14 protein-coding genes are annotated in these 22,040 nt (G+C 51.3%); 12 read left to right on the top strand and 2 right to left on the bottom strand.

The window, feature by feature from the left end:
• Positions 1 to 312 precede the first annotated feature (312 nt).
• Complete coding sequence (locus NFR57_RS02680; RefSeq protein WP_251182288.1) at positions 313 to 951, top strand: hypothetical protein; 639 nt, start codon at positions 313 to 315, stop codon at positions 949 to 951.
• Positions 952 to 999: 48 nt separating this feature from the next.
• On the opposite strand, the gene NFR57_RS02685 is transcribed toward NFR57_RS02680, so the two are convergent.
• Positions 1,000 to 1,200, bottom strand: a complete 201-nt coding sequence (locus tag NFR57_RS02685) for a helix-turn-helix domain-containing protein (RefSeq protein WP_251182289.1) — start codon at positions 1,198 to 1,200, stop codon at positions 1,000 to 1,002.
• A gap of 434 nt (positions 1,201 to 1,634) precedes the next feature.
• On the opposite strand from NFR57_RS02685, the gene NFR57_RS02690 reads away from it, so the two are divergent.
• The 4 genes from NFR57_RS02690 (at position 1,635) to NFR57_RS02705 (ending at position 9,099) form a co-directional block, all read left to right on the top strand.
• On the top strand, positions 1,635 to 3,137 hold the full coding sequence (locus NFR57_RS02690; protein ID WP_251182290.1) for a hypothetical protein: 1,503 nt from the start codon (positions 1,635 to 1,637) through the stop codon (positions 3,135 to 3,137).
• A 15-nt stretch (positions 3,138 to 3,152) separates the two neighbouring features.
• Positions 3,153 to 4,607, top strand: coding sequence for an IMP dehydrogenase (gene guaB / locus NFR57_RS02695; protein WP_251182291.1), 1,455 nt, complete (start codon positions 3,153 to 3,155; stop codon positions 4,605 to 4,607).
• Positions 4,608 to 4,723: 116 nt separating this feature from the next.
• On the top strand, positions 4,724 to 5,734 hold the full coding sequence (locus NFR57_RS02700) for an NAD(P)H-dependent glycerol-3-phosphate dehydrogenase (RefSeq protein WP_251182292.1): 1,011 nt from the start codon (positions 4,724 to 4,726) through the stop codon (positions 5,732 to 5,734).
• Between the two features lie 278 nt (positions 5,735 to 6,012).
• On the top strand, positions 6,013 to 9,099 hold the full coding sequence (locus NFR57_RS02705) for an InlB B-repeat-containing protein (protein ID WP_251182293.1): 3,087 nt from the start codon (positions 6,013 to 6,015) through the stop codon (positions 9,097 to 9,099).
• An 80-nt stretch (positions 9,100 to 9,179) separates the two neighbouring features.
• Here NFR57_RS02705 and NFR57_RS02710 read toward each other — a convergent pair whose 3' ends face one another.
• On the bottom strand, positions 9,180 to 10,565 hold the full coding sequence (locus tag NFR57_RS02710; RefSeq protein ID WP_251182294.1) for a glycine--tRNA ligase: 1,386 nt from the start codon (positions 10,563 to 10,565) through the stop codon (positions 9,180 to 9,182).
• 85 nt (positions 10,566 to 10,650) lie between these two features.
• On the opposite strand from NFR57_RS02710, the gene NFR57_RS02715 reads away from it, so the two are divergent.
• From NFR57_RS02715 to NFR57_RS02745, 7 genes are all read left to right on the top strand, one after another.
• Complete coding sequence (locus tag NFR57_RS02715) at positions 10,651 to 10,836, top strand: hypothetical protein (RefSeq protein ID WP_251182295.1); 186 nt, start codon at positions 10,651 to 10,653, stop codon at positions 10,834 to 10,836.
• Between the two features lie 517 nt (positions 10,837 to 11,353).
• On the top strand, positions 11,354 to 11,953 hold the full coding sequence (locus NFR57_RS02720; protein WP_251182296.1) for a hypothetical protein: 600 nt from the start codon (positions 11,354 to 11,356) through the stop codon (positions 11,951 to 11,953).
• Between the two features lie 2 nt (positions 11,954 to 11,955).
• Positions 11,956 to 12,723, top strand: a complete 768-nt coding sequence (locus NFR57_RS02725) for a type III pantothenate kinase (RefSeq protein WP_251182297.1) — start codon at positions 11,956 to 11,958, stop codon at positions 12,721 to 12,723.
• A gap of 28 nt (positions 12,724 to 12,751) precedes the next feature.
• Positions 12,752 to 14,026 (top strand): homoserine dehydrogenase, encoded by a 1,275-nt coding sequence (locus NFR57_RS02730; RefSeq protein ID WP_251182298.1) that lies wholly within the window; start codon positions 12,752 to 12,754, stop codon positions 14,024 to 14,026.
• 514 nt (positions 14,027 to 14,540) lie between these two features.
• A complete protein-coding gene (locus NFR57_RS02735; RefSeq protein ID WP_251182299.1) occupies positions 14,541 to 18,002 on the top strand; it encodes a hypothetical protein in 3,462 nt (1,153 codons plus the stop codon).
• 334 nt (positions 18,003 to 18,336) lie between these two features.
• The gene (locus NFR57_RS02740) at positions 18,337 to 20,382 is read left to right on the top strand and encodes a hypothetical protein (RefSeq protein ID WP_251182300.1); all 2,046 of its coding nucleotides are present in this window, start codon (positions 18,337 to 18,339) and stop codon (positions 20,380 to 20,382) included.
• 72 nt (positions 20,383 to 20,454) lie between these two features.
• Positions 20,455 to 22,020, top strand: coding sequence for a CTP synthase (locus tag NFR57_RS02745; RefSeq protein WP_251182301.1), 1,566 nt, complete (start codon positions 20,455 to 20,457; stop codon positions 22,018 to 22,020).
• Positions 22,021 to 22,040: the final 20 nt, after the last annotated feature.

The following is a 22,040-nucleotide window of genomic DNA, read 5'->3' on the forward strand; positions in this document are numbered from 1 at the left end:
ATCCCGTCATTCCGAGCTTGCCGAGGAATCTAGGCGAACCGCCGCAAAGAGGAAAGTCATTACGCTTATCACATTAACGTAACGCATTTAATCGGGTGCAAATACAATAAACGGACAAAGCCCACACACGACAGAAATCCAAGCAGTGCTTGGTGCGGCTACGCCTTGATTTCTCCGCTACGCTCGCTAACGCTCGCTTCGGTCGAAATGATGGGAGGGGGTAAGGGCTGGGCTCATTGTGCGTTATGGTTTAAATAATGGAGTTCCTTATACTCTTGGCATAACGCGCGGGGCGCGGTCATATTGTTTATTATGAAGAAATTATGCGCGGTGTTTGCGGCGATTATGACGGTCGCGACGATTTGGGTCTTTTGTTCGTGCGGAACGGACGACATGCTCGACGTGAGTGAGCGGCGCAGTGAATATTACACTGCGGCGGACGGCACGATGGCTGTTACAGCGGTGTCGGGCGTGCGCGAAAACCCGTACCAAATAGACGGCAAGGCGGGTGAGTTAAAGCCGTACACGCTGATTACGCTTGTGCCCACTTCGTTTAATATCGACGCGGTGTATACGTACACCGTTCGGCTCGGCTCGGCGACATACGGCGGCGCGCTCAACGTTCACCCGTTTGCCGCGAGCTTTTCCGCCGAGTTCGACGCGGAGGCGCGCGGCGAGTTTACGCTCGTCATTCACTGCGGCGGCAATGATACCGAATTCGTAATGAAGTCGCTCGTTACGCCCGATATGTTCGGTTACGATCGCGCTATCGAGGCGGCTAAAACCGAGTTGAAACCAAAGGGCAAGTACGAAATTCGCGTGCGCATTATTAAAAATCCGCTCGGCGGCGACGGCGCTTGCTGGCACGTCGCGTTCTATTGGGAAAACAGCCGAAGCGGGGTTTTGCTCGACCCCGTAACCGCAAAGGTGCTCGCCAAAAAAGTCGGATAGCGTCCGACTTTTTTGTTGCCTTGACAGTCGCTCATAATATCATGCGGATTATAAATCAACCCTGCCGAGAAGATAGTCCGCCGACACCGCGAAAAAGTCGGCGAGCAATACTATATAACTTGCTTTGGGTTCGTTCACGCCGCGCTCCCAATAGTCCACTGCCTTTTGGCTTACGCCTATATGTCGAGCGAGCGCCTGTTGCGACAACCCGCGCTCCGTTCTCAATTCCTTTATTCGTGTGCTTATCATAATAATATTTTAGAAAAAAACTTCTTATAATGCTTGACAAAGAAGATAACTTCTTGTAATATATTATAAGAAGTTTGTTTTTTGCGCTCGTTTGCTATTCGCGCAACCCACCGAATAGGCGCGAACTGCGCGGGTTATGCCGTTTTATATCGCGGCTTGCAAGGCGACTTCTTCCGCGTTCGGCGGTTTTGTTTGTTCGCGGATCGGCTTTGGGGTTTACGCTGTCCGATTGGATTGCGTTTACCTATATCATTTCCCCTTTTACGGAAAGAAGTCGCAACGCCGTGTGCGGCTTTTTTCATGCGCGATTTTTGCTCGGCATACGGCGTTTTACCGTAATGCGAAATAGGGCGTTGCTTGCAAAACGGGTAATTTCGGAACAAATATATAAAAACGCTTGTGCGCCCCGATTTTTTGTGTTATAATGATCGGTAATGGAATACTCGGACGACAAGACCTACTGCGACGGACAAAACCCTGCCGTCGATACCGAGAACGTGACAAGCGTCCCCGACGACGCCGACGGTGTTTCCGCGCCCTTTACGGACGAGGAAGTTAGTTGCGCGCCGAAGTCCGATAATAACAGCGTTAATCCTGCCGCTATCGGCAAGAGTTATCGCGGGGGAGCGAGCGACGCGCACGGCGCGAACGATAGGCATGACGAGTCGTTCGGCAACGAGCTTATTGCTGTTGCCGTAAAATCGGTTGCCGTCGCGCTTTCCGTTATATTGATGTTGACCTGCATACTTGCGGTTGCGTTGCCGCTGTCCGCTATGCGGGTGTTTAATAAATTGGGCATGAGCGAGCGCGCCGTGGACTTCGGCGAGCGGTATATTTCGCGCGAGCTGGGCGATTACGAAGGTACGTTCGAGTACGTCGATAATGACGGCAACAAACGCGAGGGCATAGCCGACGCGTCGCACACGGACGACAGAGGCAACTTCGATATTCTCGCAAAGACGGGCGCGCTGACCAACGACGATTTTATAGAAGCGTTGTATGTTTGCACAAAGCTGTCTTACGACCTTGCGGAAAAATATTATGCTTCGGGCGAATCCGCGCGTGGCACGTACTATGCAGAGCGCGTCGAAAAGTATACGCGCATGTATTTGTCGCTTAACAACGTTGCGCAGATAAACAGCGCAAAGAGTTTGCAAAACATTTCGAGCATGCCGTCGCTTGCGCTTCGTCCCGCGGTGTACAGCTACGGTCACGATATTCGCGTTATGAACTATCGCGCGCGGGCGTGGCTGGGCACAACCGACGTTATGGCGTACAACAGCAACAAGAACGGCGACAGCGTTACGAGCATTGCGGAGCGTTCCGCGACGTTCTACGGCATAGACATTAAGGGCGACGGCAGATATTCGTTAATGTCCAACATTGACGGGTATGTCGATTATATCGGCGCAATAGGCGAATATTTGGACGTGGAGTTTTTGCGCGCGGGCGTGGAAAACAACTTGTCCAAAAAAGGTAAAATCAATATTAACGGCGAGTGGCGCGAAGTTCCCGTTTTGTCCGAAACTTACGTAAAAGAAACTTACAACGGCGTTTTGAACGGCACGGAGTTTTCGCTGTTCGTGTCGCGCACGGACGGGTTTACTCGGTACTACAATCAGATAAAACGGTTTAAAGAGTTTGCGCAAGCGGCGGTCGATTTTATGCCCGACGACGGCAATAACAACAAGCTCGACGAACAGTTGCACAGACTGTACTGGTTGCAGGTTATGTCGTCGGTCGCGCGGCGGCTTTGGTACACCGAATTTCTGTTGTATTACAACGCGGAAAAATACGGGCAAAGCTCGGCGGCGATACGCGAAAACAACGGCGCTTTGCAAGAGCTCACGCTTGTCCGATACGGCGGTTATAACCGTCAGATTTGGGAAGTGTATAACATATTACTCAAAGAGTACATTGCGCAGTATCAATCTTAAAGGAGATATTTACATATGAGTAAAATCGTAAAGGAAGGGTTGACCTTCGACGACGTGCTTTTAATCCCCGGCGAATCGCACGTCACGCCCAAAGACGTCGATCTCACGACAAAATTGAGCGACGATATAACGCTTAATATTCCGCTTATTTCGGCGGCTATGGATACCGTTACCGAATCGAGGCTTGCCATCGCCATGGCGCGCGAGGGCGGTATGGGCATCATACATAAAAATATGAGTATCGAAAGCCAAGCCGAACACGTGGACAAAGTCAAACGCAGCGAGCACGGCGTTATTACCGACCCGTTCTTCCTCGCGCCCGATCGCAAGGTTTCCGACGCGCTGGAACTCATGCAAAAGTACAAGATTTCGGGCGTGCCTATCTGCAAAAACGGCAAGCTCGTAGGTATACTCACAAACCGAGATTTGAGGTTTGAAACCAACTTCGATCAGCCTATCGAAAACGTCATGACAAAAGACAGGCTTGTCACCGCGCCCGAGGGCACGACGCTCGAAGAAGCGCAAAAGATACTGGGCAAACACCGTATAGAAAAACTGCCCATTGTGGACGGCAAGGGTAATCTTAAAGGTCTTATCACAATTAAGGACATTGAAAAAGCCATACAGTACCCCAATTCTGCAAAGGACAAAAACGGCAGACTGCTTGTCGGCGCGGCTATCAGCAACGGCAAAGGCTATATGGACAGAGCAAAAGCGCTTGTTGACGCGCGCGTTGACTGTCTTGTCGTGGACACCGCGCACGGACACAACGTGGACGTTATAAAAGCGGTTGCAAAGGTTAAAGAGGCGTTCCCCAACGTTACCGTCGTTGCGGGCAACGTTGCTACTTCCGCCGCGGCGAACGCTTTGTTCGAGGTGGGCGCGGACGTTGTTAAAGTGGGCATAGGTCCCGGATCGATTTGCACCACGCGCATTGTCGCGGGCATAGGCGTGCCGCAGATTACGGCTATTATGGATTGCGCCGAGGTCGCGGACAAATACGGCAAGGCGATTATCGGCGACGGCGGAATTAAGTACAGCGGCGATATTACCAAAGCTATTGCGGCGGGCGCTAATGCCGTCATGGTCGGGTCGCTGTTCGCGGGCACTACCGAAAGCCCCGGCGAGCTGGAAATTTATCAGGGCAGAAGTTTCAAGACTTACAGAGGCATGGGAAGCCTGGGCGCAATGCCGCTCGGCAGTAAGGACAGATATTTCCAAGAGGGCACCAAAAAACTCGTGCCCGAGGGCGTCGAGGGCAGAGTGCCGTACCGCGGCGCGCTTGCGGATATTGTGTATCAGCTTATCGGCGGTCTGCGCGCGGGCATGGGCTACACGGGCATGCCGACGATTGCGAAGTTGCGCAAGGACGCGCAGTTTGTCAAGATTACAAACGCCGCGCTTATCGAGTCGCACCCGCACGACATTTCCATAACGAAAGAAGCGCCCAACTACTCGCCCAAAAACTAACGGCAACCCCGCTACGGTGTGCGGGCATACATGCCGTAATTAAAGCGATACAATTTAAAGCGTGCAAGAGCAAGCAAGGCGTTTGCCGCACTCTCGTTTTTTAAAAGGAGTACACATTGTCAATCAATTATTCTATCCCTATGGACTACACGCGTCAGAAAATTCGCGTTACGGTCGTGGGTTGCGGCAGATGGGGTTCGTTCTTGGCGTGGTACGCCGATCAGCTCGGGCATAAAGTAACCGTTTACGGCAAGGCGGGCGAAATTTCTTACGAACAACTTTCGATGACGCGGCAAAACGAATACGTGCGGTTTTCCAAGTCCATAGAGCTTACCACCGACATTACGCGCGCAATTAAGACGGCGGACGTCGTGATTGTGAGCGTGCCGTCGCAGGCGTTCCGCAATGTTATGGGCGATATTCGCGGCAAGTGCGACATGACGGGCAAGTACCTCGTCACTTGCATGAAAGGTATCGAAATCAGCACGGGCAAACGGTTAAGCGAAATCGCGCTCGAATTCGGGCTGGAAAGCTGGCAGATTGCCGTGTGGGCGGGACCCGGGCACGTTCAGGAATTTACGGTCGGCAATCCCAATTGCATGCTTATCGACGGGTACGAACGTTCGACTGTCGAACGTATTATCGAATATTTTAAAAGCCCGCTTATCAGGTTTTATTATGGCACCGACGTTATCGGCACGGAAATAGGCGCGGCGGCTAAAAACGTCATGGGCATTGTCGCGGGCGTGCTCGACGGCATGAACCTCGTGACGCTCAAAGGCGCGTTGATGGCGCGCGGAAGTCGAGAGGTCGCGCGGCTTATAAAACAGCTCGGCGGCAATCCTCTGTCGGCTTACGGGCTGTGTCACCTCGGCGATTACGAAACGACGCTGTTTTCGCCGCACAGCCATAACAGAATGTGGGGCGAAAATTACGCCAAGGGCAAGAAGTACGACAAACTCGCCGAGGGCGTGCACACGGCTCGCGCAATGGCGTTGCTCGCCGATAAGCACGGCGTGGATATGCCCATTACGTGCGCGGTGAATACAATGATTTTGGATAAACTCCAACCTCGCGCCATGATGGAACAGCTGTTCGATCGCACGCTTAAAGACGATTTGGTGTAAGCCGTCTTTTGTGGCGGGGTATTGAAATCGCGTAAACTTTTATATATATTGCGCCACGCATGCGCTCCGAGGTCGGGTAGGCTTCGGGGCGTTTTTTTTGTTTTGCGTGATTGTATGCGTGACTGTGATTATTTACAGGGTAAATTCGGGCGTTTCGGGAAAATTTATGCGGTAAAAATCATATATATGTATTGACATGAGCGAATAACGGTGCTATAATTAAAATTGTGAGCGGCGCAAAGCGCTCTGCTAATAAAACTTAATAGAGGGAAAATGGTATGAAAAAGTCGAAGTGTATCTTGACTACGTTGACGGCGACCGTGTTTGCTATGTCGGTCGGCGCGCTTGTTGCGTGCGGCGACAGCAGCGACGGCGAAACCAAAGTCGGCGTATACGAAATAACGTTCGACGCGAACGGCGGCGCGTATGCAAACGGCAATACAGTCAAACTGCATACAGCCGACGGCAGAATCCTCGCCGAGCCGACAGCGCCCGAATATACGGGGTTCGTGTTTACGGGTTACAACGTCAAGCGGGATGGCTCGGGCGAAACAGTTACTTTCGGCGCGAACGGCTACAAGTTCAGCGGCGCGACGACGGTATATGCGCAGTGGGAGGCGCAACGTCAAGACGGCGTTTATAATATCACGTTCGACGCGAACGGCGGGACGATAGTAGGCAACAGCGTTTTAAAAACGACGGGCGGCAAACTTGCGAGCCTTATTTCCGAAACTTATCTGTCATACGGCGGTCACACTTTCGACGGTTGGTATACTCTTAAAGACGGCGGCGATCTTGTTACGGTAAACTATGTGTTTACCGGCGACGCGACCGTGTATGCGCACTGGACAAAGGACAGCGGCACGGAAGAACCGACGGGGGTTTATACCGTCACGTTCGACCCCAACGGCGGAACGATCGCCAATACGACCGCGCAGACTTTGAACGGTTTGCTCGCGTCGTTGCCCACGCCCACCGCGCCGCTCAACCACACGTTTGACGGTTGGTACACCGCGGCGACGGGCGGAGTGAGAATAACCGCTACATACGAATTCACCGCCAACACGACCGTATATGCGCATTACACCAAAGACGGATCGGAAGTGCCGAGCGGAGTTTATACCGTCACATTTGATGCAAACGGCGGAACGCTTGCGGGGGTGACGGCACAAACTTCCAACGGGATGCTGGCGGAATTGCCTACGCCTGTCGCGCCGCAAGGAAAAGTTTTTGTGGGCTGGTTTACGGCTATCGAAGGCGGGGATCGTGTAACTACTGCGTATGAGTTTGACAGAGATACAACGTTATATGCTGTTTACGAAGACGCTCCGCAGGAAATAACATATGATTTTTATTTGTACGGTACTGTTGGCGGAGAGGATATTTCGTCTCTTACAAAGGGACATAAATTTACTGAATCTACGCCTGATAAAGACGTATGGAAACAGTTTAAAGCGGTCATCAAACTTTCGGTAGGCGACGAAATAAAAATATACAGGCATACTCCGCCCGAAGGATTTGACAGTTGGGGATACAACAATTACGAGTCCGATCAGTGGGCTTATGGTAAGTATGAGGTAAATGCCGATGGATATTCCAATTTCATAATCAAGCAGGCGGGAACGTTCACTTTCCATCTTAAACTTTACGACAACCGTCCGGTTGACGGCGTGGAGGATGGCGACAGCATTTGGGTAGAGTTTGTTCCCGAAATCGTTGAGGAAGAAGTGCCCGTAACAAAATTGGTTTACAACGACGTCGAGTATGAGTTGACCGATAATACGGAAAATATTAAGCGCGAGGACGAGGATGGAAATCCTATAAACATAGATCAAGTATTCGAGTTCTTGATTACCGATGTCGAACTTTACGAGGGCGGAACTATATCGTTTACCGTAAACGGTAAAGTCGAACGCGTTTTTGTAGATGCGGCAAGCAAAGGGCTCGACGTATCGGTGCACGACGAGGCGCTTGCTAAAATTAACGTGTCCGTGACCGGTAAATACATGCTGTATTTAAAGAAGTGGTCTAATGCCAACGGCGCTACTTGGGGTGTTTACGGAGAGAAAACGGGAGATATTCCTACGCAAGAAGTCGGGGCGCAAACAATTACTTTTGTTGCGGGAGAAGGCACGCTTGAAACTTCGGATACCCTTGTCACGGACGTTGACGGACGATTGAAGTCTTTACCCGAGCCGATCGCTCCCGTCGGCATGGAGTTTGACGGTTGGTACACTGCGAAAGAAACAGGCGGAGAAAAAATAAGCACGGCGACGGTGTTTACACAGGCGACAACCGTGTATGCTCGGTATACCGAAATCGAAATTCCGCAGGTCGGCGGAGTATACAGAGTGGGCGAAAACGGCGCGCTTGCGGAAATGACGTTGAAAACGCTTACCGATCAAGAAGTCAAAGACGGAATAACCAAACAGTTTATGTTGGAGAACGTACAGTTTGCGGAAGGCGATAAGATTTACTTTATAATCGACGGCAACCCCGTATCTTTGAATATCGAGAGTTCAAGTAGTGGCGTGGAAACGCCCGCAGGCAATGCTAACGAATACGTAACTGTTAAACGCGGCGGAAAATTCACGATTTATATCAAGCATTACGAAACTCACGATTATTGGACGGTTCACGCTACGAGAACGGTGGATCCGAGCGAAATAACAAATCCTGCGGATACCGTTCGTCCCAATAACGCATATCTTATAGGAAGCGTGCAAAATTCCGACGCTACGTGGGAAAACTCGGCAACAAAAGGTTTTGAAATGACGTTGACCGAAAACGGATTGTATATGTTGGAAATTGCGTTGACTGCTGACGATAATATCAAGTTCTACAAGACAGGTGCGACGCTCGCCGCCGACAGAATTTGGGTCGGTAATATTGCAAGCAAGGACGTCGGCGAATACTTGGCGGTCGTGGATTCCAATATTGCCGTATTCGCAACCGGCAATTACAAGTTCTTGGTTGATTTTAATAAGAATGCCATATATGTAACATACAGTGCAACGGGTACGCCCGCCGATCCTGTAATTCCCGCAGAAGAAAGCGATTTCTATCTTGTCGGAAATATCAACGGCGAGAACGCATGGAGTTCCCGTGACTACAACTTTGTTAAAGTTGCCGCGACGGATTCGGCGAAAGAACAGTACGAATTGGTTGTAGAATTTACTCAAAGTTCCGATTTTAAAGTGCATAACTATGTTACCAACGCATGGATAAACAACATGCACGTAGGCAGTGAAGTTAAACCGTCCGGATCTGATAATCTTACATTGGGCGCGGGAAAATATAAAATAATATTGCAAGTTTGGGCAGATAGTTCCATTTCGATAAAAATAGAAAATGTTGCGGCATAGCGTATAACTTAAATAATCAAACAAAAACAGTTCCCGTTAATAGGGAACTGTTTTTGTTTGCGAACTTAAACTTAATTTTGTTAGTCGAGTTTGCAGTTATCTATGATATAATCGGCGACCTTGGATTCGTCTATGCGTATTTGGCTCATGGAATCGCGTTCGCGCACGGTGACGGTGCCCGTCGGCTCTGTGTCGAAATCGACGGTTATGCAGAAGGGCGTGCCTATTTCGTCCTGACGGCGATAGCGTTTGCCGATAGACCCGGGGAGGTCGTATGTGCATGTTATGCCGCGTTTGCGCATGGCGCGATACAAGTGGTCGGCGCGTTCCGACAACGCTTTTTGCAACGGAAGCACGGCGGCTTTGTACGGCGCGATTGCGGGCGCAAAGCGCATGACCGTGCGCGTTTCTTTTTCGAGCTGTTCTTCGTCGTATGCGTCGCAAAGCACGGCAAGAAGTGCTCTGCCCGTGCCGAGCGACGGCTCGACGACGTAAGGCACATACGTTTCGCCCGTAACGGGGTCGGTGTAGTCCAGCTTTTCGCCCGAGAACTCGGCGTGTTTTTTAAGGTCGTAATCGGTGCGGTCGGCTATGCCCCAAAGCTCGCCCCAGCCGAACGGGAACAGGTACTCGAAGTCGCTCGTCGCTTTGGAGTAGAACGACAGCTCGGCTTTGTCGTGGTCGCGTATGCGCAGGTTTTCCTTTTTGATGCCCAGTTTTTGCAAGAACTCGAAGCAGTAGTTTTTCCAGTATTCAAACCATTCGAGGTCGGTGTCGGGCTTGCAGAAAAATTCCATTTCCATTTGCTCGAACTCGCGCAGACGGAAAATAAAGTTGCCGGGCGTTATTTCGTTACGGAAACTCTTGCCTATTTGGCATATTCCGAACGGCACGCGCGCCCGAGCCGAACGGGTCACGTTTTTGAAGTTTACGAAAATGCCTTGCGCCGTTTCGGGGCGAAGATAGCATGTGGACACCGAGTCTTCTGTTACGCCTTGGAATGTTTTGAACATAAGGTTGAATTTTTTGACGGGCGTAAAGTCGGACTTGCCGCATACGGGGCAGGGTAGTTTGTGTTCGGCGACGAACGCGGACAGCGCGTCGTTGTCCATGCTCGCAACGGGCACGGTCATTTTGTGCTTGGCGGCGTACGCTTCGACGAGATCGTCGGCGCGGCAACGGCTTTTGCACGCGCGGCAGTCCATGAGCGGGTCGGAAAAGCCCGCGAGGTGTCCCGACGCTTCCCATACTTTGGGGTTCATGAGTATGGCGCAGTCCAGACCGAAGTTGTTTTCGCTTTCGGTGACGAACTTTTGCCACCACGCCTTTTTGATATTGTTGTACAGTTCCACGCCGACGGGACCGTAATCCCACGTGTTGGCGAAGCCGCCGTAAATATCGCTGCCCGCAAAAATAAATCCGCGGGATTTGCACAGCGCGACGAGTTTGTCCATTGTTACTTTCATAAAACCTGACCTCGGTTGAGTTGTATTTAGTTCGTATAAGATTATACTTTATACCGTCGGCGTTGTCAAGTTAAGCGCGGTTGTTTTGAGCAAAATAGATATTATAACAAATCAAACGCGCCCGCAACCGAGTTTTCGGCGCGAACGCGTTTTGTATTATAATCGCAACGCCCGCGTCGAGGCTTGCTCCGTCGCGGTATTTCACGGCGACTTCGAGCGCGGCGCGGGGCGTATACGGCGGTTGTTTTTGCACGCAAGCTATGCGGCTTGACTTTATCTTTGATATGTACCGATTAGCAGCAGCATTTATCTCTGCCGCCGCAGCAGCACATAAGAATGTATAAGAACAGTATATCGTTGCAGTCGCAGCCTTTCTTGCAGCCGCAGTCGCAACCGCAGCCGTGTCCGCCGCCGCAGCAGCTGCAAAGCAACAAGAGCATGAGTATATCGCAGCAGTTTCCGCCACCGTTGAACATTTTGCCTTCCTCCTCGAACAAAGATTTTGCGTTTCCGTCGCCGACGGTCGCGTCCGCGGATACGCGTCCTTCGGCAAGGTTTTTCTTCGGTACGATAAGCGCTTATCTAATTTCAGTGTATGGAATTTTCGGCGTTGCGTTACAAAAACTTGTAAAGATTATTTGCGTATTTTTTTCGGCTGTGGTACACTGTAACGGTCGGGGCATCCGCTTCGACGGCGAAACACCGAATTGCGTTCGGGTTTCAGCATTACCGCCGACCCAATCGGCTGTGGGCTATCGGCTTGCCGAAGTCCAACAGAAGGAGCTTTCATGAAAATAAGTACGCGGTCTATTACGCTTGCGGCAACCCTTACCGCAATGTGTTTCGTTACGGGCTTGTTGCCTTACGTGTTTTTTTTGCCCGTCACCGTCGCGGCGACGACGCTGTCCGTCGGGATTGCCGCGTTTGTCGGGTTTGCGTTCGGCGCGGTGAGCGTGGCGTACAGCTTTCTTATACCGACGGGTTCGTTTGTGGGCGTGGCGTTTATGCAGGCGCCGTATGTTGCGATTATTCCGCGCGTGCTTGCCGCGCTCGGCGCGTTCGGCGCGTACAAACTGATTGAGCATATTGCAAAACCGCAAAAGCGCGCGGCGAAGTTTGCCGCTGTGTCCGCGTCGGCGACGATAGGCAGTCTTTTAAATACCGCGCTCGTCGTGAGCATGTTTGTGCTTATATTGCCCAACTTGACGGCGGGCGGAGCGACGCTTGCCGTCGCAGTGCCGCAAATGCTTATAAGCGGCGCGATAGAATGTGTGTGCATGGCGGCAATCACTCCGCCTATAACTCTTACGCTTAATAAAGTGGTACTGCGCGGCAAGGACTTGCGAAATCGCCACGTGCCGCAAACTCCCGAAGTGAGCGATAAATAGATATGGTTATTGTATTCGACATAGGAAACACCAACATAAAAATGGGCGTGTTCAACGGCGACGAGCTGTCGGACACGTTGCGCATGGCTTCGGCTAACAAAACGGGCGACGAGTATTGGCTTTTGATAAAAGATATGCTCGCGCTTAAAAATATTTCCGCGCGCGACGTAGAGGGCGCGATAATAAGCTCTGTAAACCCCAACCTCAACTACACGTTCGAGCACATGGTGGAAACGTATTTCGGTTGCAAGCCGATGACTGTCGGGTCGGGAATTAAAACGGGGCTTAACGTCAAGTACGACAACCCGCGGGAACTGGGCGCGGACAGGGTCGCGGGGTGCGTTGCGGCAAGCAAGATTTACGGCGCGCCGTGCATTGTTATCGACTGCGGCACGGCTACTACTTTTAACGTGATTTCCGCGGACGGCGAGCTTTTGGGCGGCGCGATTTCGTTCGGGCTTAAAGCGGCGGCGGAATCGCTTTCGTCTTCTGCGGCGCGATTGCCCAAAGTGGAATTGTCCGCGCCCAAGCGCGCGATAGGCAAAACCACCATAACCAATATGCAGTCGGGCATTATTTACGGATATTCGGGCATGATCGAATCCATGGTCGCGCGGCTCAAAGCCGAAGCGGGTTTGCCGGACGCCAAGGTCATTGCGACGGGCGGCATTTCGGACATTGTCAACCGTTGCGTGTCTGTGATAGACGTTGTGGACAGGACGCTCACGTTGCGCGGGCTTAACATTTTGTACAAACTTAACAAGCGTTGAATAACAATAAAGGTTGCGGGGTGATATTATGCGACAGAGAAAAATTGCGATAATGGGACTGGGCACGGTCGGCGGCGGCGCTTACGACATACTCACGGAAAACCGCGAGTATATACAGGCGACGCAGGGAATAGACGTTACGGTCGCGGCGATACTCGACCGCACATCCGCGCCGTTGCAAGCGCGCGGTATAAGCGCGGATTTGTTTTGCGATAACATAGACAAACTCGCCGCCAACCCCGATATAGAACTTGTGATAGAAACCATGGGCGGCGTAGAGCCTGCCAAAACGTTTATAATCAAACTGCTCGAAAACGGCAAGTCGGTCGTCACGGCAAATAAGGAACTTTTGGCAAAGCATTGGAGCGAACTCGAACCGATTGCGCAAAAGCACGGTTGCGGACTGTTTTTCGAGGCGAGTTGCGTGGGCGGCGTGCCCATTATCCGCGCGATAGGCGAGAGTTTTCAGGGCGACAAGGTGCGCAGTATTTACGGCATAATCAACGGCACGACTAACTATATTTTAAGTAAAATGAGCAGTGAAAACCTCGACTACGCGCAGGCGTTAAAGCAGGCGCAGTCGCTCGGCTTTGCGGAAGCCGACCCGACTTCCGACGTCGAGGGTTACGACGCGGCGTATAAACTTTCCATACTCGCGTCGCTCGCGTTTCACACGTGCGTGCCGTATGCGAGCATTTACCGCGAGGGTATTACCAAAGTCACGGCGCAGGATATAAAAAACGCGCATGCGCTCGGTTACGAAATTAAACTGATAGCAATCGGCACTCGCGACGGCGACAGCGTGGAAGCGCGCGTGCACCCGCTGTTCGTGCCGAGCGACCACCCTTTGGCGGCGGTGTCGGGTGCGTATAACGCGGTCTATCTGAACGGCGACAACGTCGGCGACCTCATGTTTTACGGCGCGGGCGCGGGCGCGCGCCCTACGGGAAGCGCGATCGTTTCGGACGTTATAAAAGCGTTGACGGGTAAGCCCAAATATACCGACTTCGACAACAACGGACGGTTGAGCGACGGTATAGACTTTATCGGCGACTTTATGAGCGGATATTATATCTGCGTGACGGTGGACGACAAAACGGGCGTGTTGAGCAAGATCTCCACGGTGTTGAGCGATAACGGCGTTAGCATAAAATCGGCAATACAGCGCGCGGGCGAGGGCGATACAGCAACGTTGCTGTTCCTCACGCACAAAGCGCGCGAACACTCCGTCATGCACGCGCTCGACACTATAAGCAAGCTCGCCACGGTGCGCAGTATCGATTCCATGATACGAGTAATGTAAGGATAGTGAATAGATAAGAGATAAAAGATAATAGTTGAGGAAGGCTTGCTCGTAGAGCAAGCCTTGATTTATAATATGCGCGGCGGTTGTATGTGATGTAGGCTTTATACCCTCATCATTTCGACCGTAGCGCAATGACTTTATGCCTGCACTTAATCGGGTGACAAGCTCAATCGGCAATAACAGTAAACACACGACAGAAATCCAATCTGTGATTGGCGGAGAAATCAAGGCGACAGCCGCATTTGTTATTGCGCCGCTATGTTATGGTGATATTGTTTTTACTTACTGCGGCGGTCGATCTCGGCGGTAAATTATTTATAAAGGTTTGCCTTTACATAATTGTCATTGCCTTTTCTCATAATAGTAGAGCGGCGCGTGCGCTGTGGCGGGTCGTATAAAAAACAAAACTATTTTAGATAAGTGCGTCAAAATGTTTGACAAATTTTTCGACTGATAGTATAATTTTACAGTATATGTGTACAAAAGCCTCTTTTAGGAGATTGTTGACTAAATGAAAAAACTCGGTCTAATCAGAAAATTCGGACTTACCGCGACGGTTGTAATGCTTTGTTTGGCGATGATGCTTACTTTCTTTGTGTTCGCGGTTCCTCCCGTTGCGTCGCCGTTTGCCGAAACTACGGGAACGGGCGCAAGCGTCAGCAAGAGCGAAGTTCTCAAAGGCGTTAATATCAAAAACACTTGCGATTACGGCGATATGTTCGACGTTCCCGCGGTAGCAGGTGCAACCGTTACGGTTACCGCGCCCGATAACGCGCCCGTCGAAGTTGTAAACAATAAGGTAACGGCTTTGCAGGTCGGTAATTATAAAGTTACCTATACTCAAAACGGACTTTCTTACGATTTTTACGTGCGCGTAACGCTCGACGAGGAATTTTTCCTTAAAGTAGACGATAACGGCGCGGATATTCCCACGTATATCAAAAACGACGGAAATATCGTGCTCCCGCTCGCGCGCGTGGTGTATTACGACGACAACAATATTCTTCAAGAATACGACGGCGACTACACCGTTATCGCTTCCACTTCCAGAAACACCGCGACGTATAATGTTAAAAAGGGCACGGACGAGGCGACAAACCCCGCTGCCGCGGACAGAACGGTGCAACTCGACGGCACCAACGGACAGCTTTTTATCACTTATACGGCAAAGCTCGGCGCGACTGGCACCAAGCATTTCAGCAAGATTTTCAACGTTAAAGTTCAATCCGGCGTAAACAACACGGGCAACCCGACCCTTTCCGTTTCGGGCGTTCAAAAAGACGTTTCTATCAACCGTGCGGTTACGCTCCCCAAAGCGACTGCGACCGACAGTTACGACGACAACGTTAAAATCGAAATAAAAGTTCTCGACCCGCACGGCAACCCCGTTAAAAACGTCGATATCGACGAAAACGGTTACGCTTACCGCAAGGAAGGCAAGACCTATACCGACGTTACGTTTGACAACGACAAATCCATGACGTTCTATCCCATGGAAACGGGCGACTACAAAATTTCGTACACCGCTTACAGCGACGCGTGGACCGGTTCCGGCAACGTCGGCAAATCGAGTACTCGCGAATATTCCATGACGGTGTCCGACCTTGTCGCGCCCGTATTCAAATCCGTGGAAGACTGGCGTATCCCCGAAACGTGGGGCAAGACCGTTTACAAACGCGGCGAAAACGGCAAGGAAGAGGCAACTCAACTCGGCAATAAAATTCACTTCACCGTTCCCGAAGTCGTAGATAACGACCCCGAAAGCCCTATAACCGTTTACTTCCGTATTACCGATTCGGACAACTCCAAAACGGTTATCGAGTTCACTAATATCTTGGCGGACGACAACGATTCGGCAAGCAAGTATGTTGCGAGCGACAAGAGCTCGTACAAAGCGGACGCGACGTTCAGCACCGAAAACGGCTTTGACTTCAACTTCGACGATTATCGCAAAGTAGACCCCAAAGACCCGAACGGCGCGGAACTCGACCGCGTGGGCACGTATACGGTTTTGTACCGTGCGCGCGATAAGGCTAACAACACGTCTTCCAAGACGTTCACCATCCAGTTGCAGGAAAAATACACGGACACGGCGGAACCGACCACTGCGGAAATCACCGCGCCCAACTATATTTCCGATAAAGACGAAACTTTGACGGTGCCTCATCCCGACTATGCGGATGCTTCCGACACCCGTCCGCTCGTCGATTACAGACTGTACACCGACGCGACGCTCGGCGAAGGCGACGTGCGTTACCTCGACGTCACCGGCGGCGACGTTGCGGATATAGAGGGCGGCTACCTTGTATTCAACAAGGGCAAGACCGACAGAAAAGGCGTCTCCCTCGAAAAGAAATTGAAGATAGGCGAAAACCTGTACTTCTATATCGCAGTTACCGATAAAGTCGGCAACTACAAAACCAATGTAAAAGACAACGTCAAAATTGCGGCGTCCGACGCGACCGAGGCTTACAAAAATATCGAATCGGTAGTAAAAGTAATAGCGTCCGACGCGCAGTCTGCGTTCATCTTTAAAGGCGACAGCATGACGTTCTCCAACGCCAACCCCAACAAACAGGCGGGCGACGCGCTTGTTGCGGGCGACAGCGTTGTTGCCGACGGGTTCAGCATTGTTACCGCCAACAAGGATATGCGCAAGTATACCGGCTTTGAAGTTGCGGTCTATAATCCGAAAGGTCAGCCCATCAACGCGACGCTCGAAACGTACACCGTTCCCGGCAAGACGACCGACGAAATTTTTGTAAAGAACATTAAATTCCACGCTTCCTCTACCACGCAGGTAAAAGGCGAGGACGGCACATGGACGGAGGGTGATAAGCCCTATTATATGACCGTTCGTGTGTTCGACGTAAACGGCAACAACGAAGTTTACGGCTATAAGCTCGGTAACGTTGCGCCTTCTCCCGACGATCTTATTCACGGCTCCGCCATCAATACGATCGGCTCGACGGGCGACGTAAACGTAACATACAAACTGCACAACGAAACGGTTGAAGCAAACGGCACTGCGGGCGATTCGCTCTATGTCGTTCGCAAGATAAGCGGCATGGCGTTCAGCCTTATGGGTTCCGAATTCACCGCCAAAAAGCAAGGCTCTTACAATGTCCAAGACGGCTATATCTTTAAGACCGATTACGATAACGGCGGATACAGCTATGACAAAGTTAAGTTTGTCGGTTTGAGCGAAGGCAATTACAGCTTTAAGATTAAAGATACTTCCGCGCCCGTATTCGAGGTGCAGGGCGTAATGCCGACATACTGGGCAAAATACGACGCGACCAGCGAGGAAACCATAGCCAACACTACGGTTAAACTCCCGAAAGTCGTTGCCTATACCGAAAACGGCATTGCCGACGTAGAACTTGAAATAACCTACAACAACGAAAAAGTAGATTACGACAAGGAAACCAATACGTTCAAGGGCGTTAAGGACGGCGCGTATAAACTCAAATATACGGCAACTGCCGCCAATGCGAAAACTGCCGACGCCGAATATACCATCAATATCGGCGACGTACAGGGCCCCGAATTCACTTTGAGCGGCGGCACTTCCACTACCGCTACCATGAAAGTGGGCGACACGTTTACGTTTGCTGCCATGAAGCTCGTCGAGGACGAAAACGGCGTTCAGATAACCAAAAAGCTGTACGATCCTTCGCACGAGGAAGTCACCGACGCAACCGTCAGCGGCTCCATGACCAGCAAAGGCGACGCCAAGAACAACGGTACGACCATCACGTTCAGCATGGCGGGCACTTACGAAGTCGTGTACACCGCTACCGATTCCAACAACAACCCCACCACGCAACGCTTTACCATTACGGTAGTCAGCAGCGGTTCGAGCACTCCCACCACTTGGACGACTTTGTCCACCGTGCTTATCGTTGTGGCGATAGTCTTGCTCGCGGGCGTTATAGTGTACGTTGTGCGCTTCCGCAAAGTTAAGAAATAAATAATAGTTATAAGCGACTGAACGGTCGCTTATAATTTTTTGCGCGTCGGTCGAATACAATATTCTCGGAATATCGCGTATTCGACCGTCCAATCAAATTGCTCGGCGCAATATTACGTATTATTCGGTTTTACGGCAGACATGCTTGTTTATATATGCGCATAAGTTTGTGTGCATAAATCAACAAAAATATACAAAGCGAGAGCTTATCGCTAACATTTTGCGAGTGCGATATTGAATAAGCGAGTATATATAACGACAGCCGGTTAGGCTTTTGCCTGCGAATTAAATACGGCAGATAACAGATTGGATTTGAAATTATTACGGAGTAAGAATGGAAAATGTAAGGTATAATATTTCGCCCTGTACAGACAGCGAAGTAACGACGTTTATCGGCAAGATAGACGGGAACGAGTATGTTCCGAACGGCGCGGTTAAATCGACCGAGCGTTCGCATTATGACAGATATTCTTTTTTATGCAACGATAACCGCGTTGCTGTCGTTTACGACACAACCGCGCACATATTGTCTATAACGGGACGTCAGGACTATGCGGAACGGCTGTTAAACTTGTTCGGCGCGGAACAAAAATCGGTCAAGCGTTCGACGGTGCCCGCGCAGGGCAGTGTGCCCGTAAAACATGCGGACAAAAAGCCGTTCGAGCCTACCGAAATTATCCGACGCGGAAGCGGCGGCGAGGCGGGCAAGCGCGCTAAACTTTTTGTAGAGCCCGACCGTCTTATTCGTCGAAGCGAGTTTAAACCCGTTGCGACGGTGTTCGCTTCGTCCAAAGGCGCGGTAATTTCCACTGACGAAATTTATCCGCCGCAGACCGTTCATAGAAAACCGCCCGCAGAGCGTAAGCCTGCCGACGAATTTGACGGCGACGTTATATATCCGCCGCAACGCGTGCAAAAGCGACCTTTGCCGTCTTACGGCGAAAAACCCGTCGCGCCCGTTGCGCCTGCGTCGCAACAACCGACATATAACTATCAGGCGCCGCCGCGCTTTAACTCGGCAATGACGGAGCACGGTTCGGACAATGCCAAGTCCGTCGGCATATCAATATCGGTGGGCGGCAGAACGCCGAGCGCATTGCCGCGCCGTGCAACCATATCGTTCGGGTCGGACGACGAGGGAGGAACGAACGAAAGCTCGTTTAGAATAAATACGCGCGTACAAAGCGATTTTAGGCAAAATGTCGCGGTAAATGTCGGCGCACAGAGCGGAGACGGTCAGCAAGGACAGCAAAAACGCAAGCGCGGCAGACCGCCCAAAGCAAAAGCGCAAAACGACTATGTAGGCGGTATTGCGCCCGTACAGACGGTAAACGCGCCGCAGTCGCAGTCCGTGCAATACGGTAGTGCGAATAATTATTCGGGCAATAACGGCGCAAACAACGTCGGCGCGCAAAACGGCGACGGTCAGCAGGGTCAACAAAAGCGCAAGCGCGGCAGACCGCCCAAAAACAAACCGCAAAACGATTATGTAAACGTCGCGCAGGGCACGACGGACAATCAATCGGACAAAAACGGACAATCGGAAAAATCGGTGCCCGAATATAAAAACGGTTATTCCGTAAAGAACTTTCCGATAGACTCGCTTAACGGCGCAATCAAGCGGTTGCGGTCTTACGGCAAGACTGTGCTTGCGGACGGTACGGAGTTTGCGGGCACGCCGCAAGAGGTTAAGACGTACAGCGTGACCGACGCGGCGGGGCAAAAAGTCGTACTGCGTTACGCGACCAAGCGCATGACGTTACAGTTGCAGGGCAAGCGTTCGGAGTTGTTCGGCGAGGTGCTGTCGCAAGTCAGTTACGATTCGGACTATTCGTCCGCGCTCGAAAATTATATCGACAACTCGGGCGGAGATAAAAAAGTTTCGGACGTGCAAAACAAGCTGAAACGGCGATTGCCTACGGCGTTCGAGTTTTTGTCGGAACAGTCGAGGATAGATTTTTCTTACGGAATACACGATTTCGATCAGTCGGGATTGCAGTTGTCCGATTACTCGGTGTTACTTGTACCCGCGTTCAGAGGGCTGGAACGGTTTGTGTTCGACCTGCAACGCACCGAGGGCATCAACGTTAAGATGATAGGTCAAGCATACGACAAGGACGACAACGGCAATTATGTGCTTAAAGGCGGGTACACGCAACGCATTAAAAGCGTTATCTATGCGGAAGTCATGGTTGCGCTGTACACGGAATATTTTTCGCGGCGCAACTTCTTTGCGCACTCGGACAATACCGACAACAATGTTTCGCGTTCCATACCCGACAGGGATACGGCAAAAAAGATATTCGACGGGCTGCTTGACGTTGTGGAATACAACGCCAAAAAGCTCAAAGAAATAGGCTTTAAAATAGTCAAACAGTAAACCTATCGCAATTCATATTACAACGGCAATTCATTAAGAAAACAGGAGGACAAGCGTTACGCTTTAAACGTTATGTCAAAGTACATTTTTGTTACCGGCGGTGTTGTGTCGGGATTGGGCAAGGGAATAACCGCCGCAAGCATGGCAATGCTTATAAAGGCGCAGGGCTACACGGTTGATATGATCAAGTTCGACCCGTACTTCAACGTCGATTCGCTGTATTTAAGTCCGTATCAGCACGGCGAAGTTTTTGTCACCGACGACGGCGGCGAGGGCGATTTGGTTTTGGGGCATTACGAACGGTTTTTGGATCAGAACCTGTCCGAAAACAGCAACATCACGAGCGGCAAGATTTATTCCGCCGTTATTCGCAGAGAGCGTGACGGCGCGTATGACGGCGAGTCCGTTCAGGTAGTACCGCACATCACCGACGAAATCAAGCGCACGCTGTACACGCTAAACCGTCCCGAAACGGACGTCGTCGTGTGCGAGATCGGCGGCGTTGTAGGCGATATAGAAAACCACCCTTATCTCGAAGCGATACGTCAGTGCCGCGGCGAGCTGGGCAAAGGCAATGCCGTGTACATACACGTTACCTATGTTCCTGTTATCGAAATGAGCGGCGAGCATAAAACCAAGCCTACGCAAAACTCCGTTAAGGAACTGCAAAATATCGGTATTCAGCCCGATATTATCGTCTGCCGTTCAGATTATCAGCTCGACGACGCGGCTAAAAAGAAGCTGTCGCTGTTCTGTAACGTGGAGCGCAACGGCATAATAGAAAGCGTCACAACGGACAACCTGTATCAAGTGCCGTTAAGACTGCACGAACAGAACTTTGAAGGCGTTGCTCTTAATAAGTTGAAAATGGAAGAGCGCGAGCCGAAACTCGACGCATGGCGCGACATGTGCGCGCGCGCCGAAGCCGCGCAAAATTCGGACAAGAAATTGCGCGTTGCCGTCGTCGGCAAGTACGTGGAAAAAGTGACCGCGTATCAGTCCGTGACCGACGCTATAACCACAGCGGGTCTGCTTAAAAACGAGGCTGTCGAAATATCGCTAGTGTCGAGCGCGGATGTAGAAAACGACCCCGCAGTCCTCGACGGGTTCGACGGTATACTGATTGCGTCGGGCTTCGGCGTGCGCGGGTTCGACGGCAAGATAGCCGCAGCTAAATACGCGCGGGAAAAAGACGTGCCGTGCCTGCTCATAGGCTTGGGCGCGCAAGCGGGGCTTATAGAGTTTGCGCGCGACGTGTGCAACATGACGGGTGCGAACACGCAAGAGTTCGACGATAAAACGCCTTACGGCGTGGTGTGCAGTATCGACCCGCCCATGCTCAAAAAAGGCGCGTTCCCGACGGTGATAACCCCCGGCACGTATTTGAGCCGCATTTACGGCGCGCAGACGGTAAGCGAACGTCATCGCCATCGCTTTGATTTTTCGGCGACATACGAACAGCTTTTCTTGCGCAACGGGCTTGTATTTTCGGCGCACTCGCCGACGGGCGTGCCCGAAGCGTTTGAAATCCCCACAAACAAGTTCTTTATCGGCACGGTGTACAATCCCGAATACCGTTCGCGGTTGTTGAGCACGCACCCGCTGTTCGCGGAATTTATCAAGGTAATCAGCAAATAAAATATAGCAAACAAAAATCA

The sequence above is a fragment of the Anaerocaecibacter muris genome, from assembly GCF_943192945.1.
GTDB classification, from domain to species: domain Bacteria; phylum Bacillota; class Clostridia; order Christensenellales; family Pumilibacteraceae; genus Anaerocaecibacter; species Anaerocaecibacter muris.